This window comes from Polynucleobacter sp. MWH-Creno-3A4 (genome assembly GCF_018881885.1).
GTDB lineage: Bacteria > Pseudomonadota > Gammaproteobacteria > Burkholderiales > Burkholderiaceae > Polynucleobacter.
The window spans coordinates 96,606-117,130 of the sequence record NZ_JACXSA010000002.1; the positions used below are offsets into that span (position 1 = coordinate 96,606).

The 20,525-nt window shown below is 45.2% G+C and carries 27 protein-coding genes and 2 tRNA genes; 19 read left to right on the top strand and 10 right to left on the bottom strand.

The genetic code is table 11. The annotated features are described in order from the left end of the window. Positions 1-19: 19 nt before the first annotated feature. Together IEN92_RS07950 and IEN92_RS07955 are read right to left on the bottom strand one after the other, a co-directional pair. Complete coding sequence (locus IEN92_RS07950; RefSeq protein WP_216162496.1) at positions 20-220, bottom strand: hypothetical protein; 201 nt, start codon at positions 218-220, stop codon at positions 20-22. Positions 221-305: 85 nt separating this feature from the next. Next, positions 306-782 carry an MgtC/SapB family protein gene (locus IEN92_RS07955; protein ID WP_216162498.1) on the bottom strand — a complete coding sequence of 159 codons (477 nt, stop codon included), beginning with the start codon at positions 780-782 and terminating at the stop codon, positions 306-308. A 435-nt stretch (positions 783-1,217) separates the two neighbouring features. Between IEN92_RS07955 and IEN92_RS07960 the strand changes: the two genes are divergently transcribed. From IEN92_RS07960 to ppx, 7 genes are all read left to right on the top strand, one after another. Beyond that, complete coding sequence (locus IEN92_RS07960; RefSeq protein WP_216162501.1) at positions 1,218-1,394, top strand: hypothetical protein; 177 nt, start codon at positions 1,218-1,220, stop codon at positions 1,392-1,394. A 27-nt stretch (positions 1,395-1,421) separates the two neighbouring features. Beyond that, on the top strand, positions 1,422-1,922 hold the full coding sequence (locus tag IEN92_RS07965) for an arsenate reductase ArsC (protein ID WP_216162504.1): 501 nt from the start codon (positions 1,422-1,424) through the stop codon (positions 1,920-1,922). Positions 1,923-1,943: 21 nt separating this feature from the next. Beyond that, a complete protein-coding gene (locus IEN92_RS07970; RefSeq protein ID WP_215373176.1) occupies positions 1,944-2,384 on the top strand; it encodes a tautomerase family protein in 441 nt (146 codons plus the stop codon). A 63-nt stretch (positions 2,385-2,447) separates the two neighbouring features. Further along, complete coding sequence (locus tag IEN92_RS07975) at positions 2,448-3,890, top strand: DUF2252 domain-containing protein (RefSeq protein WP_216162507.1); 1,443 nt, start codon at positions 2,448-2,450, stop codon at positions 3,888-3,890. Positions 3,891-3,979: 89 nt separating this feature from the next. Then, the gene (locus tag IEN92_RS07980; RefSeq protein ID WP_216162509.1) at positions 3,980-5,725 is read left to right on the top strand and encodes an alkaline phosphatase; all 1,746 of its coding nucleotides are present in this window, start codon (positions 3,980-3,982) and stop codon (positions 5,723-5,725) included. 50 nt (positions 5,726-5,775) lie between these two features. After that, positions 5,776-5,988: a GDCCVxC domain-containing (seleno)protein gene (locus IEN92_RS07985; RefSeq protein WP_216863958.1), complete on the top strand. Its 213-nt coding sequence runs from the start codon at positions 5,776-5,778 to the stop codon at positions 5,986-5,988. 100 nt (positions 5,989-6,088) lie between these two features. Then, positions 6,089-7,651 (top strand): exopolyphosphatase, encoded by a 1,563-nt coding sequence (ppx, locus tag IEN92_RS07990; RefSeq protein ID WP_255539814.1) that lies wholly within the window; start codon positions 6,089-6,091, stop codon positions 7,649-7,651. A 39-nt stretch (positions 7,652-7,690) separates the two neighbouring features. Here ppx and IEN92_RS07995 read toward each other — a convergent pair whose 3' ends face one another. The 4 genes from IEN92_RS07995 to IEN92_RS08010 are packed head-to-tail and all read right to left on the bottom strand — an operon-like array spanning position 7,691 to position 10,908. Continuing rightward, entirely contained in the window at positions 7,691-8,617 is a 927-nt protein-coding gene (locus tag IEN92_RS07995) for a GNAT family N-acetyltransferase (RefSeq protein ID WP_255539815.1), read from the bottom strand. A 43-nt stretch (positions 8,618-8,660) separates the two neighbouring features. Further along, positions 8,661-9,065 carry a diacylglycerol kinase gene (locus IEN92_RS08000; protein ID WP_216162515.1) on the bottom strand — a complete coding sequence of 135 codons (405 nt, stop codon included), beginning with the start codon at positions 9,063-9,065 and terminating at the stop codon, positions 8,661-8,663. Positions 9,066-9,076: 11 nt separating this feature from the next. Then, entirely contained in the window at positions 9,077-10,105 is a 1,029-nt protein-coding gene (locus tag IEN92_RS08005; protein WP_215373163.1) for a glycosyltransferase family 1 protein, read from the bottom strand. Next, the gene (locus IEN92_RS08010) at positions 10,102-10,908 is read right to left on the bottom strand and encodes a UDP-2,3-diacylglucosamine diphosphatase (RefSeq protein ID WP_216162746.1); all 807 of its coding nucleotides are present in this window, start codon (positions 10,906-10,908) and stop codon (positions 10,102-10,104) included. The genes IEN92_RS08005 and IEN92_RS08010 overlap by 4 nt, the downstream gene beginning before the upstream one ends. Before the next feature lie 106 nt (positions 10,909-11,014). Between IEN92_RS08010 and IEN92_RS08015 the strand changes: the two genes are divergently transcribed. From IEN92_RS08015 to IEN92_RS08065, 11 genes are all read left to right on the top strand, one after another. Then, on the top strand, positions 11,015-11,803 hold the full coding sequence (locus IEN92_RS08015; RefSeq protein WP_216162518.1) for a 1-acyl-sn-glycerol-3-phosphate acyltransferase: 789 nt from the start codon (positions 11,015-11,017) through the stop codon (positions 11,801-11,803). A 64-nt stretch (positions 11,804-11,867) separates the two neighbouring features. After that, entirely contained in the window at positions 11,868-12,773 is a 906-nt protein-coding gene (gene ppk2, locus IEN92_RS08020; RefSeq protein WP_216162521.1) for a polyphosphate kinase 2, read from the top strand. A gap of 46 nt (positions 12,774-12,819) precedes the next feature. Continuing rightward, on the top strand, positions 12,820-13,647 hold the full coding sequence (locus IEN92_RS08025; RefSeq protein ID WP_215373157.1) for a hypothetical protein: 828 nt from the start codon (positions 12,820-12,822) through the stop codon (positions 13,645-13,647). Continuing rightward, on the top strand, positions 13,644-14,216 hold the full coding sequence (locus IEN92_RS08030) for a chromate transporter (RefSeq protein WP_216162524.1): 573 nt from the start codon (positions 13,644-13,646) through the stop codon (positions 14,214-14,216). The genes IEN92_RS08025 and IEN92_RS08030 overlap by 4 nt, the downstream gene beginning before the upstream one ends. Continuing rightward, positions 14,213-14,737: a chromate transporter gene (locus IEN92_RS08035; RefSeq protein ID WP_216162527.1), complete on the top strand. Its 525-nt coding sequence runs from the start codon at positions 14,213-14,215 to the stop codon at positions 14,735-14,737. The genes IEN92_RS08030 and IEN92_RS08035 overlap by 4 nt, the downstream gene beginning before the upstream one ends. 90 nt (positions 14,738-14,827) lie before the next feature. After that, positions 14,828-14,904, top strand: a tRNA-Pro gene (locus IEN92_RS08040). Positions 14,905-14,939: 35 nt separating this feature from the next. Further along, positions 14,940-15,016 (top strand) — tRNA-Arg (locus tag IEN92_RS08045). 50 nt (positions 15,017-15,066) lie between these two features. After that, positions 15,067-15,456 carry a hypothetical protein gene (locus tag IEN92_RS08050; protein WP_216162530.1) on the top strand — a complete coding sequence of 130 codons (390 nt, stop codon included), beginning with the start codon at positions 15,067-15,069 and terminating at the stop codon, positions 15,454-15,456. A 79-nt stretch (positions 15,457-15,535) separates the two neighbouring features. After that, positions 15,536-16,216, top strand: a complete 681-nt coding sequence (locus IEN92_RS08055) for a DUF3313 domain-containing protein (RefSeq protein ID WP_216162533.1) — start codon at positions 15,536-15,538, stop codon at positions 16,214-16,216. Positions 16,217-16,237: 21 nt separating this feature from the next. Then, the gene (locus IEN92_RS08060) at positions 16,238-16,492 is read left to right on the top strand and encodes an EF-hand domain-containing protein (RefSeq protein ID WP_255539816.1); all 255 of its coding nucleotides are present in this window, start codon (positions 16,238-16,240) and stop codon (positions 16,490-16,492) included. Positions 16,493-16,512: 20 nt separating this feature from the next. Next, positions 16,513-17,406 (top strand): alpha/beta hydrolase, encoded by an 894-nt coding sequence (locus tag IEN92_RS08065; RefSeq protein WP_216162539.1) that lies wholly within the window; start codon positions 16,513-16,515, stop codon positions 17,404-17,406. A gap of 8 nt (positions 17,407-17,414) precedes the next feature. Here IEN92_RS08065 and ppk2 (IEN92_RS08070) read toward each other — a convergent pair whose 3' ends face one another. Then, the gene (gene ppk2, locus IEN92_RS08070) at positions 17,415-18,194 is read right to left on the bottom strand and encodes a polyphosphate kinase 2 (protein WP_216162542.1); all 780 of its coding nucleotides are present in this window, start codon (positions 18,192-18,194) and stop codon (positions 17,415-17,417) included. A 3-nt stretch (positions 18,195-18,197) separates the two neighbouring features. Next, positions 18,198-18,467 (bottom strand): serine/threonine protein kinase, encoded by a 270-nt coding sequence (locus IEN92_RS08075; RefSeq protein WP_216162544.1) that lies wholly within the window; start codon positions 18,465-18,467, stop codon positions 18,198-18,200. Positions 18,468-18,603: 136 nt separating this feature from the next. Between IEN92_RS08075 and IEN92_RS08080 the strand changes: the two genes are divergently transcribed. After that, on the top strand, positions 18,604-19,785 hold the full coding sequence (locus tag IEN92_RS08080) for an MFS transporter (RefSeq protein WP_216162547.1): 1,182 nt from the start codon (positions 18,604-18,606) through the stop codon (positions 19,783-19,785). 50 nt (positions 19,786-19,835) lie between these two features. Here the strand turns inward: IEN92_RS08080 and IEN92_RS08085 are convergent, their stop codons facing one another. Both IEN92_RS08085 and IEN92_RS08090 read right to left on the bottom strand, forming a co-directional pair. Next, positions 19,836-20,021, bottom strand: a complete 186-nt coding sequence (locus tag IEN92_RS08085) for a hypothetical protein (RefSeq protein ID WP_087909997.1) — start codon at positions 20,019-20,021, stop codon at positions 19,836-19,838. Positions 20,022-20,134: 113 nt separating this feature from the next. Continuing rightward, positions 20,135-20,524 (bottom strand): DUF2069 domain-containing protein, encoded by a 390-nt coding sequence (locus IEN92_RS08090; protein WP_216162549.1) that lies wholly within the window; start codon positions 20,522-20,524, stop codon positions 20,135-20,137. Position 20,525: the final 1 nt, after the last annotated feature.

The window sequence follows — 20,525 nt, forward strand, 5'->3', positions numbered from 1 at the left end:
AGGGCGGATAGTCGAAAAATTAGTCTTTTTTCTTCTTTTTCTTCTTTTTGGATTCTTTTGGAAGCTTTTCAGTCTTACCGCTGGCATATAAGCACCAAACCTTGATCTCTTCAAATAACTCAACGAGATCTTCATGGGGCAGGCTTTTAAGATCAACGAGGCCAATGGCGCCTGTTTCTTGCAGTTGTTTTACTGCATCTTCGTATCGATAATCGCTCATAAGCTTAGTTTTTCACTGTTTGGATGACTCATCCTATCAAATTAATATTACAAAACCCATTTTTTGGGTGTTTAAGGGGGGGGGATTAGTCCGGATCTCCTGATATTTCTGAGCTTCTTTTGACCCCATTCAGCCTTGCAATCAGCCTCTCTAGGGGGCCTCCAAGGACCAAGGTGAGCAATATCGCACCTAGCGTTAATAAGCCCAAGGCAAATTGACCGGCACCAAAAGCCGCCCCAATCAGGGCAGTTGCCCACAGGCTAGCTGCGGTAGTCAGACCATGGACCTTTTGAGCATGCTGCTCACGAATAATGACGCCAGCGCCTAAAAAGCCAAGACCAGTAATAAGGCCCTGAAGAACTCGGCTAACAGCCTGAGCGTCATCTTGAACGAAGTCACTGATCAGCATCACTGCACATGCTGAGCCAATTGCCACCAAAGAGTGGGTCCGTATACCGGCAGACTTATGGTGCATCCAGCGATTTAAACCCAGGATAGTGCCAACCAATAAGGCTAGAGCGAGTCGTAAGACAATCGTGCTGCAAACAGTCCAGTCACACATGGGTTTTCCTTTAGTCACTATGAGATAGCTAATAGATCCAGTGTATCCGAGCTACATCAATCGGTCATAAAACCGTCTTTCCTCTGTCATTGCAATAGATAACACTACTGATGTAGTTGTGGCGGCGTCTTTACAACATGAGGGCGTCCAGATCAATCTGTTGTTATGGTGGGTTGTCATGAAAAAAGTACTCTTATCGATTTGGGACGCATGGTACGAGGCTCGCAAGGCCTACGCTAAACGATATCTCTCACACCGCCTAGGCAGTTAATCATTCTGACCTGATCAGCATTGCTGCTTAGGTAAGATGGGCGAAATTGGCATTCAGACCGCGGGATCCTCGGTCTTACGGCACTCCTTTACCCCTTAATAAAATTGAAATAAATCCTCCCTAGGATGGTGGAATATTCAACCATTTCAGCATCCAAGGGAGCTATGGACGTCAATCTAAGCCAATACCTAGCTAATGTATTTCGCAATGAAGTAGGAGCAAAGCCCACTACGGAATCCCAGGATCACGCCAAAGACAATCTAAAGCCTGGGATTGATCGCAATCTCAATCCCTTTGTAGTCGATAAAAAATATTCTTTACGACTTGACGAGATCATTTAATATAAAAATTTTTAATACCCAATTCATATGACTCGTCCATACAACATTCTGTTTCTTTGCACAGGCAATTCTGCCAGATCGATTCTTGGTGAGGCGCTAGCAACTACGCTAAGTCACGGCCGATTTATTGGCTATTCAGCTGGCTCTTCACCTCGCGGTGAGGTTCATCCCATTGCTAGAGAGCTAGCCAAAGAGATGGGGTATCCACTCGAAATGTTGCGTAGCAAAAGCTGGGATGAATTTGGTCTCGCAGGCGCTCCAGCGATGGATTTCATCATTACTGTATGTGATTCTGCTGCCGGCGAGGAATGTCCTTACTGGCCGGGTCATCCTGCTACTGCTCACTGGGGTTTTATGGATCCCGCTGCTGTCACCGAGGGTGATGAGGCGATGTGGGCAGCATTCAGAAAAGTAGAAATGGGTTTACGTAACCGTATCGAGCTCTTACTTGATCTGCCGATAGATAAATTAGATGACTTGCAGATCAAAGATGAGTTGCACGCAATCCACCACAAGTTGAATAAATAATTGAATTGTTGAAGGAAGCATATGGCTACCTATAGTGTGTATTACGCAGGCTTGAATCTTTCAACACATCAAAAATATACGATCGCCCAAGCAATTACCAAAATCCATGCAGAGGTTACTGGTGCAGAGGCATACTTTGCGCAAGTCATCTTTAAAGAATTAGATATTCATGATTGCTTCATTGGGGGTGTATTGCTCGAAGACGCTCACATTTTTGTTAATGGACAAATTCGTGCGGGAAGAAGCGAGCAAATAAAGAAGCAACTATTAGTCGAGATTGAGATTGCCATTCAAAGTACGACCAAATTGGCCAGCAATCAAATCTGGGCCTATATCGATGAGCTCTCACCTAATCAAATGATCGAATACGGTCAAATATTGCCTGCCGTTGGCCATGATGGTGTCTGGTTTGCAACTTTGCCTGCCAATATTCAAGAAAAGCTCAGCTATATCAACTCGTAACTGAGGCAGTTCTGTAATAGAGGGATTAAGATTGGTAGATTAAAGTACCAGTCGAGAAACCCCATGTCTTCAGTCAAAAAACCCCAATATGCCGTACTGCATTCTGTAGAGTCGTTTAAGAACCCACGACCCAGTATTGAGAAGCGCATGGCTGATGGCAAAGCCTTGCGCAAAAAAGTCAGCTTTGCAGAGCAGGGGATATACACACCACCTAAACATCGCGTTGACCCCATCACCATTTTAGAAAATCAAGCCAAGCAGCGGATTGAATCGCTTATCCCGATTCGCTACGAGCGCATGGTGCAATCGCCGTTCACCTTTTATCGTGGTGGAGCTGCCATCATGGCTCAGGACTTAGCCAATCAACCAACTACGAATATTACGGTGCAATTATGTGGTGATATGCATGTATCTAATTTTGGTTTATTTGGCACTGCTGAGCACCGCTTGGTCTTTGGTATAAACGACTTTGATGAAACCTTGCCTGGTAGCTGGGAGTGGGACATTAAGCGACTCGTTGCTAGTGCAGTCATTGCCTCTGAAAGCATCGGGGGTAGTAAGGCAACGAGCAAAGAATTGGTTTATCGCATCACTTCTGAATATCAAAAGCGGATGGAAGAGTATGCCAAGATGCCTTACCTAGATCTAGCCGAGGTATTTATTGGTGAGAAGGATATCCGCAGGCACTTCAATAAAGAACATCAGAAGACATTAGATGCGTATTTAAAAGAAACCAAAGGCCAAGGAAATATACAGGTCTTGCAAAGCTTAACAACGCTGGTAGGTAAGGACCGTAAAATTATCAATCGACCACCACTTATTGAGCACTTTAAGAAACAAGCCTTCGGCGTTCCTTTGGAATCATTGATTGATAAAGCCTTACTCAACTATTCCAGTACCTTGCTTGCAGATCGACAAGTCTTGTTTGAGCGTTACTACTTGAAAGACTATGCTCGCAAAGTTGTTGGTGTCGGTAGTGTCGGCACCAACTGCATGGTTCTATATTTTGAGGGTGATAGTGCAAACGATCCACTATTTCTTCAATACAAAGAAGCCCAGAAGTCTGTTCTAACACCTTATTTGGGAGAATCCATTTATCGCGACATGGGTCGGCGTGTGGTAGCTGGCCAGCGATTGCTACAAGGTGCCCCTGACATCTTCCTCAATTACGGTGCTGTCCAATTTGACATCAACAAAAGTCAAGGCTTTTACTTACGCCAGCTACGGGATATGAAAGGCGGTATCAACATCGGGGCGGGGGGCGTGTCCTTGAAGAACTTCCCAGATTACGCCAAATTATTTGGCTGGGCCCTTGCTTTAGGCCATGCTCGCTCAGGCGATGCTGCTGTGATTGCCGGCTATTGCGGCAGATCTGAGGAGCTTAATAAAGCGCTTTATGCATTTGCTAGATCTTATGCAAAACAAAATCAAGAAGACTATGAACTCTTTTGCAAAGCAGTTAAAAAAGGCAAACTGAAAGTTGCCAAGCGAAAATCTGCCCTCTAGCTAGAGTAGTTGGGTGTTTGCTTGTCACAAGGATGACATCTTCTTTGTTGATATTGTAGTTTGACCTCACTTAAGCGCTTTTTTCGGATATGAATATTCATCAGCTTTGTAAAACCAGTTTATTTCTTATTGCTTTCACCTTTGGCGGCACTATTTTTGCAGCGGCAGTCTATCCAATTGACAGCGCCTCCATTCTTACTGGATCTCATTTTGATATCAAGGTAGAGCTCAACAATGTAGTTCAACCAGAAGATCTGGTGATCGAAATCAATGGTGCTCCTATAAGCAAACTCGTTACTAGCAAGCCGCAATTTATTGCCAATGAAAACGGCAAAGGAAGTTCACTGATTTATCGAGATGTGCAAATTACCAAGGCTGGAAAGTATGTCCTAGTAGCCCGTGCCGGTCGGGAGCAGATTCAAGTAGCTTGGGATGTCTATGCAAGTGGCCCACGCCGCGTGAAGAATGTGATTCTCTTCATTGGTGATGGCATGACGATTGCCAATAGAACAGCAGCGCGTGTTCTATCAAAAGGCATCGTGCAAGGCAAGTATCAAGGAGGATTGGCTTTTGATGATATGCCAAGCACTGCCATGATTGGGACCTCTGGCTCGGATTCATTGATTACGGACTCAGCTAATTCCATGAGTGCTTACACCACGGGTCATAAGACCGCAGTCAATGCCATGGGAGTATATGTCTCTAGAGCCGACGATAATCTTTCGCACCCAAAAGTAGAAACGATTTCCGAATTAGTAAAGCGTAATACCAAAATGGCTGTTGGCATTGTCTCTGATGCGGAATTAGAGGATGCAACCCCTGGTGCCATGGTTGCTCATACTCGGCGCCGTGCCGATAAGCAATATATTGCAGATCAATTATTGGCTAGCAAGGCAGAAGTGATTTTGGGTGGTGGCTCAGCGTATTTTTATCCGCAATCCTCCAAGGGATCAAAACGTAAGGATGAGAAAAACTTAGTGGAGACCTTTAAGGTTGACGGCTACCAAACTGTTTTCACTAAGCAAGAGTTGCTCGCAGCTGCACAGGATAAAAAAACTCAAAAATTGTTTGGCGTCTTTCATCCCGACAATATGGATGGATCTCTCGACCGTTTCTTCTTAAAAAAGAATACCGTCTCTCAGTATCCAAACCAACCTGATCTCACGGAGATGACTCAATCCGCCATCGAAGTACTGTCCAGAAATCCCAATGGATTTTTCTTAATGGTAGAAGCGGCCTTGATTGACAAATTCAATCACCCCTTAGACTGGGAGAGGGCTGCGTTTGACACCATCATGTTGAGCAATGCCGTTCAGGTTGCTAAAGATTTTGCAAAAACTCATCCCGATACCTTAATCATCGTGACACCTGATCATACCCATAGCGGCTCTATCAGCGGTGTGGTCCATGATGAAAAGCCGGGCCCCTTGCGTGAAAAGGTGGGTATCTATGCTGAGGCGGGTTTTCCGAACTACCCAAAGGCAGATGTTCAGGGCTATCCCAACCAAGTAGACGTTTCAAATCGTTTGGCTTTTTTCTACAGCAGCTATCCTGACCATTATGAAACGATGCATCCAAAATTAGATGGCACTTTTGTCCCTGCTATTAAAGGTGAAGATGGTAAGTTTGTGGCCAATCCAAAATACCTTCAGTTACAAGAGGATGCCATTCATGTTGGTGGCAATCTTCCGTCAAGTCAGGATGTAGGTGTGCATAGCGCTGATGATGCTGTGCTTAATGCTATGGGGCCAGGCTCAGAAAAATTTAAAGGTTTCATGGATAACACTGAAGTCTTTAAAGTGATGGTGCAGAGCTTGGGTCTTGGCAGTAAATAGTTTTGGTGTACTGACATATTCTTGAAATATCTGCAGGTCAGAATGCGGATGTGAATATCGCATTAGAAAATCAACATTCCACGATTACCTGTCCGTATTGCCAAGCCTCAGAGAGGCTAGAGCTACCCCGTGGATCTTCTCAGCATCTTTATCGCTGCCGTGCTTGCAGCAATATCTTGAAGACAAAGTCTGGCGATTGCTGTATTTTTTGCAGCTTTGGCGATGTTGATTGCTCAAACGCTGAACAAAACCTAGCCGCCTAGCCATATACCTTGTAGATTACGCTGTAATTTCACTAATATGTCATCGTTTTTTCATAAAATAGACATATTTGCTAAGCGTAAGCATATTTCAGGGAATATTTTGGCAACTCAATCAAGCGATTCTGTAATTCAATCTGACGACCTAGTCGCTGCGGTGGATTTGGGCTCAAATAGCTTTCGTATGTTGGTGGCTCAGGCAGTCAACACTCCTTCGGGCACTCAACTTCGTCCGATTGATACTTTGCGTGAATCCGTCCGTCTCGCTGCAGGCTTAACTGAAAACAAATTATTAGGTAATGACGCCTATCAACGGGGATTGACTGCTATTCGACGGTTTGGCGAACGCATCCGTGGATTTGATCCAGCGAATGTCCGTGCTGTTGCAACGAATACATTGAGGGTTGCTAAAAATGCACAACTATTTGTTGATGAAGCGCAAGAAGCCTTAGGCTTTCCGATAGAAGTGATTGCGGGTGTTGAGGAAGCGCGTCTTATTTATATCGGCGCCGCCCATGAAGTTCCAGCAGTGCAAGGTAACCGCCTTGTTGTCGACATTGGTGGTGGCTCCACAGAGTTCATCATCGGTAAAGGCTATGAGCCGCAGTTGATGGAAAGTTTATATATCGGGTGCGTTTCCCATAGCATGCGTTTTTTTCCTAAAGGGAATGTGGATGCGCATGCATTTAAAGAGGCAGAGCTAGCCGCTAGACGTGAGATTCAGGTGATCTCTGGTGCTTATCTCAAGAGCGGCTGGAAGCAGGCCGTAGGTTCTTCTGGTACAGCGCGGGCCCTTGCTGAACTTATCGCTGAGAATGATTTCAATGGACATGGTGATGGCTTGACGATGGGACGCGTCAATACGACCAGCGGTCTGATTACGCGTGAAGGCTTGCGCGCCATGAAAAAACACCTACTCAAATATGAGCACGTAAGCCAAGTGGAGTTATTGGGTCTCAAGGATGACAGAAGGGCTGTATGGCCAGGTGGTTTGGCTATTATGTTGGCCGTCTTTGATGAGCTGGGTATCGAGGAGATGGAAGTCACCGATGCGGCATTACGTACCGGTGTGCTTTATGACTTGCTAGGACGCTCACAACATCACGATATGCGCTACGTCACTGTTGAGCAGTTTATGCAACGCTATGCTGCAGATCGCGAGCAAGCAACGCGTGTTGGAAAATTGGCGGCAGCTTTCTTGAAACAACTGCCTAAGCCTGAAGTGGAAAGCAGGGAAGACAACATTGCTTTATTGCAATGGGCTGCAAATCTGCATGAGATTGGCCTATCCATCTCGCACAATGGCTATCACAAGCATTCAGCTTATATCGCTGGTAACGCAGATATGCCTGGTTTTTCTAAGAATGATCAGGCTCGCCTCGCAGCCCTACTAATTGGACATACCGGCAAATTGGGCAAGTTGGCAAACAATACTGGTTTTCATGATTGGCGCATGTTGTTTTGCCTGCGCTTAGCTCAGGTTCTTTGCCGCGGTAGAAGTGATGAGGATCTACCGGATGTAAGGGTTTCTGAACAGGATGGCGCTTACCAGGTGAGTCTCTCCAGAGATTGGGCTGTCACCCATCCATTGACCGAATTTAGTTTGCTAAAAGAAGCCGCCGAATGGAACCGGATTGGCCGCACCTATGAAATCAATCTGAAGTAACAGGCTCTGAGCACTCAGAGCCTGCTCAAGAAATCAGAATTACAAACCTAGGAAGTGTTTTGCGTAGCGTGGATTGATTTCAGATAAGCGCAACATGGTTAACAAGTCAGCTGTATTGAAATCAGGATCCCAGGCTGGGGCACTACAAATCTTCGCACCAAGCTTTAGGTAACCCTTGATCAAGGGTGGGGCTTCTACATCTAAGCCACCATTGAGCTTATCCAGAGGTAGCGGTAAACGTGGGAAGGCATGGAACTCAGTAGGGGCCATTTGGCTGCCATCTAAGGAGTTATAGAGACTGGCTGCAAAGTGACCACCATCAGCCATCGGAATGCTGGCGCATCCGAGCATGATTTCATAGCCATTCTTCTGCATATATTGGGCTAAGCCACTCCACAAGGCCATAATCACGGCGCCTGAGCGATAGTCCTTATGAACACAAGATCTACCTAACTCAACCAACTTTGGACGCAAGTGGTCTAAACGGCTTAGATCAAATTCTGCATCTGAGTAGAGGCGACCAATTTCTTGGGCTTTGTGTGGCGGCAATACGCGGTAAGTACCAACCACTTTTAATGTATCTTGATCACGAATCAATAAGTGATCGCAATAGGCATCAAACTCATCGATGTCTAAACCCTCAGCATTTTGCGACAGGTTTGCACCCATTTCTTCAGCAAATACCTTATAGCGCAATCTTTGCGCTTCTTTAATGCCGCTTGGAGTGCTCGCCCATTCAATCTGAAAGGCAGGGCGTTTTGCTTTGCTTGTTTGACTAACAACCGGAGCTACCTCAACAGCAGTTAATTCAGAGCGGGCTTTGGTCGCAAACTTTTTACCAAAAAGCTTTTTAGTTAACTTCTTAGAAAGCTTCTTGATAGGATTCAGTTTAGAAATTCTGGGTTTTTTCTCTTTTCTGAGAGAGAAAATCTCGAAGGCGCCAATTGGGTTCGGGATGTCGGACATAGTAAGCCTTGGTGTTTGTTTATGAGATCGTAGAGGGCATTTATTACAGTTTTAAGACAATCGGAATACACACCGCAGACCACATCAAAAGCGCGATGATGAGGGCTAACATGACCGCCGCCGAGCCAAAATCCTTGGCTCTTTTGGATAAATCATGGTGCTCGAAGGAGATCCGATCAATTGCCGCCTCCACACTAGAATTCAATAATTCCACCACCAAAACCATAATTAAAGAGGAAATCAGTAGGGCTTTTTCCAGCAAAGTCGTTGGAAGCAAAAAAGCCACTGGCGTTAGTAAGACGCACAAGGTTAATTCTTGCCTAAAGGCGCTTTCTTCTAAAAATGCGTAAACCAAACCGCACCAAGAGTTTTTGGCTGCATGCCAAGCCCTGGTTAATCCCCGATTTCCTTTGTGAGGATTTTGATTGATGTTGTACTGGGTATTCAATCAGGGCCTTCTTAAGCGAGTGCCGTTACATGCACATCTGGAGATGGAACGGGTTTGAGATGTTGCACAAACTGTTCTGATGCTGCTCTCCATGAGAATTTTTCTGCGTGCGCACGAGCCTCTTCACGAGGAATCTTGAGGGCGGTAATGCAAGCTTCACGCAGATCTTCATTCATGGCGCCGGCAGTAGAGTTGCCCAAAACGTCAATAGGGCCAGTCACTGGATAGGCTGCAACCGGAGTACCGCAGGCCATGGCTTCGAGCAAAACGAGGCCAAAAGTATCGGTTTTGCTTGGGAATACAAATACATCAGCGGCTGCGTAGACTTTGGCGAGTTCATGCTGTTGAAGAACGCCTAAGTAGTTAATGTCTGGATACTTTTCTTTGATGCCGGCCATGGCTGGGCCATCACCAACCACCCATTTCGATCCTGGCAGATCAATCTCCAAGAAGGCATTGATATTCTTTTCTACGGCGACGCGACCAACATATAAGAAGATTGGGTGTGCAGTATTCAAGACTTTGGACTCTTGCATCTTGAAGATATCCAAATCCACACCGCGTGACCACAAGACTACATTGGTCAGGCCATATTTCTCTAAGTCATTCTTCACCACAATGGTTGGAGCCATGACTGCCATGGATGGACCATGGAACCAGCGCAAGAATGCATAAGTAATGGCAAGGGGAATGCCGGTACGCGCTTTTACATATTCTGGGAAGCGGGTGTGATACGCAGTAGAGAAGGGCAGATTGTTTCTCACGGCATAAGAGCGTGCAGATAAGCCTAGGGGGCCTTCTGTAGCAATATGCATGGCATCGGGTGCGAATTCTTTAATGCGACGCGCTACTTCTTTACCAGGAAATAAGGACAGGGCGATATCGGGATAAGTAGGGCAAGGAATCGATTTAAAACCATTTGGAGTGATCATCTCCACTTCATGACCCATTGCAATGAGTTCAGCGCGTGTTTGTTTTAAAGTGCGGACAACACCATTTACCTGTGGATCCCATGCATCGGTGATGATCATAATTTTCATAGTGCAGCCTCTTGAACGAGTGGTTGAATAGCAGGTTGGAATTCAATTTCCGGAGTTTCCACGGGCTCACCCTTAATAAAGGGCCAATGAATAATTTTGAGTTCGCCAGTATGGGTTTCAACTAAGGCTGTCAGGCTTTCAACCCAATCGCCATCATTGCAATAGAGTAAGCCGTCGATTTCACGAATCTCAGCTTTATGAATATGACCGCAAACAACGCCATCACAGCCGCGTAGGCGAGCTTCTCTGGCCATGATGTGCTCAAAGTCAGCGATATAACTCACCGCGTTCTTTACTTGATGCTTAAGGTACTGTGATAGGGACCAATACTGCAGACCCATCTTGACCCGCAACATATTGAAATAACGATTGATGTAGAGGATGAAAGAGTAGAGGGTATCGCCAACATACGCTAGCCACTTGGCGTATTGCATCACACCATCAAATAGATCGCCGTGGGTAACCCACAATTTTTTACCATCAACCGTTGTGTGAATGCATTCCTCAACGACTTTCACATCACCAAAAGACATTCCAAAGAACTGGCGTGCACTCTCATCATGGTTACCGGGTACATAGATCACCTCAGTACCCTTACGGGCTTTACGCAGAAGCTTTTGTACAACGTCGTTGTGGGCTTGTGGCCAGTAGAATGATTTTTTGAGTCGCCACCCATCGATAATGTCGCCCACGAGATAGAACTTATCCGCTTCGTTGTGTTTTAGAAAATCGAGGAGGTAGTTTGCCTGACACCCTGATGTTCCGAGGTGTACGTCTGAAATCCAGATAGCTCTGTAATGCATCATGAGTTTGTATTAGGCCTAGCCTCTATGAAAGCTTCATGACATTTTTAAGGCATTTTTATGACGATGCCTTTATCATTCAATATATTCATTATTAATAGTATTTATGACATCTCCCCATCATATCCCCCATGTAAAGACGCCAATATGGCTTTACATCCTTTCATGGTTTGTAGTTTGGCTACACGTTTTAAGGGGGGTGCTGACGCTCTTCATCTTATTTCCATTTGTTAGTCCCGGCACAAAAAAATCCCATATTCAAAGATGGTCTAAACGCTTACTAAAAATATTTGGCATTCAATTGCAAGTCAGCAATGCACAGGCATTGCCGCAAACTTCATACTTATTAGCATCGAATCATGTGTCATGGATGGATATTCATGTCATTAATTCATTTAAACCGATCCGGTTCGTAGCGAAGTCTGAAGTAGAAAAGTGGCCTATTTTTGGTTGGATGGCAAAACAGCTGGGTACTGTTTTTATTAGACGCGATAGTTCTAGACATGCACGGCAAGTGGTTGGAGAAATGGCGACAGCCCTAAAAGAGCAATCCATCTGCATCTTTCCTGAAGGAACCTCAACGATTGGCAAGACTGTTCAAACGTTTAAGCCCAATTTATTTGAGGCTGCCGTCTTGGCACAAGTTCCGATATGCACCCTTGCTTTAGCCTACTTTGATAGAGATAGCGGTGAGCACTCTGAAGTGCCAGCATTTGTGGGTGATATGGGCTTGCTGGGTTCTATGGCCAGCATCTTGAAAAATCGCAATCTAAAGGTGGAATTGCAGTTTTTTCCACCTGCAGTAGGGAGTCCAGATCAAATGCAGGATCGTAAGTGGTTATCACAGCACTCCCAAGAGGAAATTGCTGGCTACCTGAGCCAGAACTGCAATTAGAGAATTTGTAATATATGTGACATATCTATACTCTAAAAAGATAGATCATTAAATGGGGTAACGCATGAGTTCAACGCATAAAGAGATGGCTGACTGGTATCAACGTGCTCAAGAAGAAATTCTGGATAGCATGGATGAAGAGCTCGAGATGGAAATGGATGATGATCGCCTTACTGCGGATGGTGATAGCAATTCTTCTGTACCCCGTAATACCTATTTCCGTGAACTATTTCGCTTGCAGGGTGAGCTAGTCAAACTGCAAGACTGGGTTGTTGCCAATAAAGTAAAAGTAGCTGTCATCTTTGAAGGCCGAGATTCAGCGGGCAAGGGTGGTGCGATCAAGCGTATTACCCAGCGCCTTAATCCGCGTGTGTGTAAGGTAGTTGCTTTGCCAGCGCCAAACGAACGTGAAAAAACCCAGTGGTATTTTCAACGCTACATTACCCATCTTCCAGCCGGCGGAGAGATTGTTCTATTTGACCGCAGCTGGTACAACCGTGCTGGCGTTGAAAAAGTGATGGGATTTTGTACCGATGAAGAGTACATGGAGTTCTTGAGAACGGTGCCTGACTTAGAGCGCATGATTATCAATTCCGGAACCATCCTGATTAAATATTGGTTCTCCATCTCTGATGAAGAGCAATACAACCGTTTCATGATGCGGATTCATGATCCATTGAAACAATGGAAATTGAGCCCAATGGATTTGGAGTCACGTCGTTTGTGGGAAGCCTACACCAAGGCCAAAGAGACGATGCTCGAACATACCCATATTCCAGAAGCGCCATGGTGGGTAGTAGCTGCAAATGATAAGAAAAAAGCCCGTTTAAATTGCATTAGTCACTTGCTTAACCAGATCCCTTATCAAGAGATTCCACACCCTGAAATTACCTTGCCAGCGCGTGTGCATAACCCTGACTACCTACGTGGGCCAGTCCCACCAGAGATGTACGTTCCAGAAATTTACTAAGCATTGGTGATAGTGATAATCTCTCATTTGAAAGAGAGATTATTTGATGAAACTACATCCATCCGTCACCAATCGTGAATTCAAGTTGTTAATCAAGCCTAATGGCCTTGACCGCTTTAGCAATATCACGAAATTAAGTAATCAAATATTGGCCTTTTGCGACAAGAGCAAGGTCAACTTCTATCATTTAGACAACGCAACAACCGGCTTGCGAAATATTTATTTTTTCGATACCCCAGGACAAGACTTTAGACAAAACAACATCATTTTGCGTGTACGAGAATCTCGTCAAAATGTTTGGGTTGATGATTACTGTGAAGTGACTCTCAAGTGCAGATCTGAAGACATTGCAAAATCATCCGATTTTGATCCAGCCCCCATTAAAAAAATTAAACACCGTATTCGCTTAAAAGAAGAGATTTTGCGTGGAGATAAAGTAGGGAGTAGACGTCAACTCTTTTCCAATAACTCGATTCTGGATGCTGTGCCATTAGATGATTTGTTTGAGCGCTCTGTCATCAGTACCAGTAAATTTTTTCCCGGACTAGCTACATTAGATATTGATAAGACTGCGCCATTACGTATTGTTGGTGGTGCAACCAATAAGATCCTCGAAGCTTGCCTACCTCTTGGTAACTTGGTCTTTGGCGATGGTGTTCAAGCCCATTGTGAGATCGCTATTTGGATGAAAAGTGTTGGCGAGCCTATTATTGGTGAGCTGGCTTTTTCCTATCGCGTCAATAATCAAAATCGCGCACTAGATAAAGCACATCAGCGCGCTGACAAGTTTTTCAAGGCATTGCAACTTGAGCTTGATAGCTGGCTGGCAAGTGGTAGCACCAAGACGGCCTTAATTTATGGAAAGCCTGAATGATTAGCGCTCAGGATTCTGTTGCTACTCAAGCTCAGGCCCCCTCCTTATTGAAGATATTTATTAACTTCTTACAAATTGGGGCCATCAGTTTCGGTGGCGGCATTATTGCTTACGAACGCATTCTGTTAGTAGATAGAACCAAGTGGCTCAATCCCGATGAGTTCATGGCGTTCTTGGCTATTAGCCAAACAATGCCTGGACTCAATTCCGTTAATCTAGCAGTTCTTGCTGGCGATCATCTGCGCGGAGTTTCTGGTGCAATCAGCGCAACACTCGGCTTAATCTTGCCTGGCTCAGTTTTTGTAATGGCACTAGGCATCCTCTATGCAAGTAATGCAGATCACCCATTGGCAAATATTATTCTGATGGGTATTGCTGCTGGCGCCTGTGGCCTATTGACTGCCATTACCTATCGCATTGGTGGCGATCATTGGAAAAAGATCAAATCTGTTGCCATTATTGCGGCTACCTTTGCCTTGATGAGTGTTGCTAAGTTGAGCTTGCCACTCGTGTTGCTGATCATGGCACCCATTGCAATTTATCTGTATCGCCCCAGCAAATCATCATGAGTCAATTGTTTAACTTAACCATGACTTTCAGTCTTCTGTCCCTCTTAGCGGTCGGAGGGGGAACAGCAGTATTGCCTGAAATGCAAACCCTATTAGCGCAACAATTTCATATTACGCATACTCAGTTTGTCCAAATTTATAGTATTGGCCAAGTAGCACCTGGGCCCAATATGTTGATGGTGTTGGTGATTGGCTTCCAAATTGCTGGGATGCTAGGTGCAGGCGTTGTCTTACTTTCCTTTTTCCTGCCTTCCAGTATTTTTTGCTTCTATGCAGGGCGCTTGTGGGTACATTTTGGTGAGAGTCCTTGGAGACGCTCAATTCAAAATGCTTTGGAGCCCATCTCGATTGGCTTGATGTCTTCAGGTGTATATGCCGTTGCAAAAGCGTCAATCTTTGACGAGACCACAATCATCTTGGCATTGCTAAGCCTGTATTGCATTCTGAGAACTAAGATCAATCCCGCTCTCGTCATCTTGGGTTCAGGACTGATTGGCTTGATAGCCCATCAATTTCTATAGTCAACAAAGTATTCTAAAACTGGCGGCAATACCCCAAAACACCGTGAATTTGCCCCAAATAGGCCTCTCGGTGTAGAATATCGATTCCGTCGGAGTGTAGCGCAGCCTGGTAGCGCACCTGCTTTGGGAGCAGGGGGTCCAAGGTTCGAATCCTTGTACTCCGACCACTTTCCTTATTGTTCTAGTTACACCCAGCATATAACTGCCCATAGCTCAGCTGGATAGAGCAACGCCCTTCTAAGGCGTAGGTCGCACGTTCGAATCGTGCTGGGCAGGCCAAATTCTGAATATCCTCATCATTGGCATTTTCTTTGTCTTAGAATGCCTCAATGAATAAGACTATCTTTTTATCTAGCATTCCTTGTCTTCTTGCACTGGCATTGTCAGCTTGCACTGTTGCAAAGCTGGAGGCGAGGCTTGAGGCTAATCCACAATGCAAGGACGTTGTTAATCCTAAAACTGGAGCAGTGATGCCTTGCCCAGGGACCGATAGAGCATTCTATGTGGCCGCTGGTTTAGAAGAGCCACGAAAACCCAAGTCTGCACCCGTTGCCTCAAGCGCCATTGAAACAACAACTCCTACTGGCGCGAGTACTCAAGTCGTTTCCAGTCCTGCTTCTAAAGCATCTCCAACTGTGGCACCCACCTTACAAACGGACTGTAAACCTAAGCTACATCAAAAAACGGGCGGCATGATGCCGTGTCCTCCCTTAGATTAATAATTGTTCGTTATGATGTCCTGACACAGATTTATCCAGTGTACTAATTTGGTCCTCAACTTAGCTTTTAGGAAGCGACATGAAAAAACTGAATCTTTTAGCAGCATCCATTTCTGCGGTGACTTTGATGGCTTGTAGCAATGCTCCAAAGTTGGCTACTGAAGCCATGCCAAGGTCAGGTTTTCTACCTAACTACAACGTCTTAGTTCCAATGGCTACTAGCCTCTCAGATACACGTATTTGGAGATATCGCATTTCTGGGGTAAATCCTAATCAATATAAAGCTGTGATTTTAGATCCTATTTTCTTAAATCAAAGTGCTACTGCACAAGTGAGTTCTGAATCGATTAGCCAAGCACAAATTGCATTACAAGACTCTATGGTGAATGCCGTCAACGCCCGTGGCAATATTAAGATTGTTACTGCACCTGGACCAGGTGTTGCACGAGTATCTGTTGGCATTACTGGAGCAGAGAGTTCAGCTGATAGCCTACAACCGTGGAACTTCACCCCGATTGGCCTGGCAGTTAATGCTGCTGCCTATGCAGGTGGTGTGAATTCTAAAACTCCAGCCTTATTGATCGAGAGCAAAATTACCGATAGCCAATCTAAAGAGTTGCTAGGTGAGGGATTAGTTATTGTTCAAGGTGAATCATTTAGAACTGGCTCTGGATCGGTGGATTCCTTTGTAGCAATGGCAAAAAAGGCAGTTTTAGCTGCTTTGGAAACTGCTGCTGACCCAACTCCAATGAAAAAATAAGCAAGGTTAATTATGCGCACAATGACATCACAGATTGCAGTATTGTTTGCATCCATTGTTTTGATGAGTACGAGCTCAGCGTTTGCGGATAACACCGCAAAAGATCAAGAAATAAAACAACGCTTTGCAAAGTGCGATAAGAATCACGATGGTAAGTTGACTAAAGAAGAGGCAAAGGGTTGCATGCCCAGAATTTATGATCACTTTGACTATATTGATTCTGCAGGTAATGGCTATGTGACTGTTGCTGAAATTGAAGCAATCGCAAATAACTAGTATCTAACCCTAGCTAGACAATGAGCGTTTGTATTCCTGGATTTAAAGAAGGGCAGCTAACAGTTCAGTCTGAAGATGGCGCCATTGAGATTGCTTATCAAGTTGGCGGTAGTGGCCCGCCATTACTCTTATTGCATGGCTTTCCTCAAACCAAAGCAATTTGGGAGCTCATTGCTCCCGCCTTAGCCCAAAACTACACCGTGATTGCCTCAGATCTGCGTGGTTATGGGCAGTCGTCGAAGCCTCACGGTAAACCAGATCATTCGACTTATTCAAAGAGAGCGATGGCCGCAGATCAGCATGCTCTCATGCAATCTTTAGGTTACGAACAATATTTCTTATTAGGACATGATCGCGGTGGCAGGGTTTCTCACCGTTTAGCCATGGATTATCCAGAGAGTGTTTTGCGTTTAATGTTGCTCGATATCTCGCCCACACTGTGCATGTATGAAAATACCACGATGGCCTTTGCTAAAGGCTACTGGCATTGGTTCTTTTTGATTCAGGATGAGCCAACCCCTGAAACCATGATTGCAGCCAATCCTGAGTTCTGGCTAAAGAACCATATGGGTCGTTATGCTGGAACAGGCATCTTCTCACCAGCGCGTTGGGCTGAATATCTTGCTGGGGCCACTAACCCCCAGAGCATGCATGCCATGTGTGAAGACTACCGCGCAGCTGCTTCGATCGATTTAGTGCACGACCGCGCTGATAGAGCGGCAGGTCAGAAATTGACAATGCCCTTACGTGTTCTCTGGGGTGAGCATGGTTTAGTAAACCAATGTTTTCATCCGCTAGCAGACTGGAAGGCTGTCGCAGATGAGGTATCTGGTAGAGCGCTTCCATGTGGCCACTATATCCCTGAAGAACTGCCTGAAGAATTGCTAAATGAAGCCCGCAAGTTCTTTGCTTGATTAAGGTATTAAGGCGCTACCTTTGCTGCTATTTTACCCAGTGGTGGGCAGTGCATCACAATTTCCGGATCAATCTGCAGAACCTTCTCATCTTTACCTGGGTAGCTCACTCTAGATAAGAGGTCAGCAATTAAATTGAGGTGCGTATGTTTTTTGATGTTTGCATTCACAACAGTCCAAGGCGCTTCAATACTACTCGTTTGCAATAGCATCAGATCACGAGCAATGCTGTAGTCAGTCCATTTCTTCTGGGCTTGTTCATCGATAGGACTAATTTTCCATTGCTTGAGAGGATCAGTCTTTCTACTTTCTAAACGCTCGGCTTGCTCTGTTTTATCAATATCAAGGTAGTACTTAATGATCTGAATACCAGAGTCAACCAGCAAGCTCTCAAATTCATTTACAGAACCCATGAACTGCTTGTACTGCGCATCAGTGCAAAAACCCATTACCTTCTCAACACCTGCGCGGTTGTACCAGCTGCGATTAAAGATATTGAACTCACCAGCAGAAGGCAACTCCGCTACGTAGCGCTGAAAATACCATTCGCCTTCTTCACGAGAGGAGGGCTTGCTCAATGCAACGATGTGGGTTTCACGGGGACTTAAATGCTCGGTGATGACCTTGATCGTGCCATCTTTACCAGCTGTATCTCGGCCTTCCAGAATAACCAGAAGGCGTAAACCACCCGCAATAATCTGACGCTGGAGCTTAACTAACTCAATCTGCAGTAGCCGAAGTTGGGCGTCGTATTCTGCTTGATGGTTATCTTTGGAGTCCTTACTCACGACTTAGGCTTCAGCTCCAGAAGCAGGGCTTGCAGCAGTCTTCTTTCTAGCCGTCTTTTTGGTGGCAAGCTTTTTTCTCGGCGCTTTCTTTGCTGCAGTCTTTTTCGCTGCTGTTTTCTTGCTTGCTGGTTTTGTTGCAACTGGCTTTTTAGTGGCCTCTTTTTTCTCTAGCTTATCGAGTGCCTTAGCCAGCTTATCGATTAATTTTTCGCGATCGGACTCTAACTTATCCAGTTTTTTCATTAACTGTTTTACTAATTTCTTTTGACTCATGATTTTTCCTGTGATTGAGTTTGCCGATGCTTGACTCATCCTACGATTTATTGGCCTCTGTATCAAGCTTTTTCCTGATGAGAGCCTATTGTCATAAATGTATTTGACCCAAAAATTAATGATAAATTGGATGCTTATGCTTAAAACCCTTGCTTCATTACCTCGTAGCGTCTGGCTGATTGGCCTTATTAGCTTAGTCAATGATTCCGCCAGTGAAATGCTGTATCCCTTAATGCCACTGTACTTGGCCTCAGTATTGATGGCGGGGCCAAAGGCAATTGGCTTAATTGAAGGGGTAGCTGAAGCAACATCGAGTCTGTTTAAATTGGTTTCGGGTGTCATTGTCAATAAAACCAATAAAACCAAACCTTGGATTGTGTTTGGCTATTCGGTGGCTGCTATTGGCAGGCCTTTGATTGCATTTGTTGGCTCTTGGTTCGGGGTCTTGTGCATTCGATTTGCTGACCGTCTTGGCAAAGGACTCAGAAGTTCGCCAAGAGATACGCTATTAGCAGAAAGCGTTCCTGCTAATCAACGCGGTATCACGTTTGGCCTGCATCGCTCAATGGATAACCTCGGCGCAGTGATCGGCCCACTTTTAGCAGCTTATTTGCTCGCAATACAGATGCCGCTGCGAGAGATATTTATGTGGGCAATTATTCCCGGTGCGATCACAGTCGTTTTGGCTTTATGCCTCAAAGAGCCTGCACGGAATATCTCCAGCATTGCGCCCACCAAATTTGTTTGGTCACTTGCAGGATTTCCACCCCAATTCAAGCGCTATATTTTGGTGGTCGGATTATTTGCCTTAAGCAACTCCTCAGATATGTTTTTGCTATTACGTGCTCGAGAACTCGGGGTGCCTCAAGAAGAAATCCCCTTGCTTTGGGCTGGAATCTCATTGATCACCGCTGTATTCGGAACCCCTTTATCTGCTCTATCTGATCGATTTAGCCGTAAGTACTTTATTGCTTGCGCTTGGGCGATCTATGCCCTGATTTATGTCGGAATGGGTTACTCAGGCCTGACGCTGGGTTGGCTTTGCGGTCTATTTGTGCTCTATGGCCTTTTTAAAGCAGGCACAGAGGGTGTTGAAAAGGCTTTGGTGGCTGATTTGGCGCCCCCAGGGCTGACGGGGAGGGCATTTGGCTGGTTCAATATGTGCTCGGGCATCATGTTGCTCCCAGCGTCCTTCATTTTTGGGGTCTTATATGAGGCCTACAGCCCAACTGCGGCATTCCTGTTTTCAGGTGGATGCGCATTCTTGTCCTTATTGCTGCTTGTATTTTGGGTATTTAGAACCCCAAAGCACGCATAAAAAAACAAAATCCCTAAATAATTCAATTATTTAGGGATATTTATTCAAGTTTATTCTGGATGAAAGTTATTGCTGGCCATGAAGCTAATCGTGCGCTCAAAGCCGAGAATGCGGATGTAGCGCCAAGCAATATCACGATATTTGCTATCTAGATAGCCAATCGCGACCTCAGGCGTCCTTTTGGACAAGTCGATTTCTTGAATTGCACGGGCCCAACGTTTGAGTCTTGTTGACATATTTGTCACCTCCATGTGCATACAACGCACCAGATTTCGGTAGAGATGACAGGAATGTCAAAATAATTACAAAAATAGGGTCAAACTGAGGCTATGGGCCAATTTAGGCCCATTTACTCTTGATGAGCCTTCATTTTTGCCAAACTTTTAGCCTCTTTTTTGATGGGCTTGAGGTAGATGAGAAGGCAAACAAATGCGGTGCTTGCTAGGATGATTTCCAAGAGCGCCATCCAGAAATTGAGGCCGGTCTCCAATATGCGAACTAGACCTTCTGTGATGTATAAAAGAATGAGCATTGAAGCCCATTGCATCGTATAGACCCTGCCTTTCCAAATGCCGGGGATGGCAAATAGGAGGGGAATTCCCTTTAGGATCAACCAAGAGCCGCCCGGGCGCAGTGGGGAAATAAACCATTCCCAACAAACACAGAGGATGAATAAATCTATAAAGGCAGCCGTAGCCAGCAGTTGGTAGGGATTCTTTTCCAGTATTTTCTTGAGCATA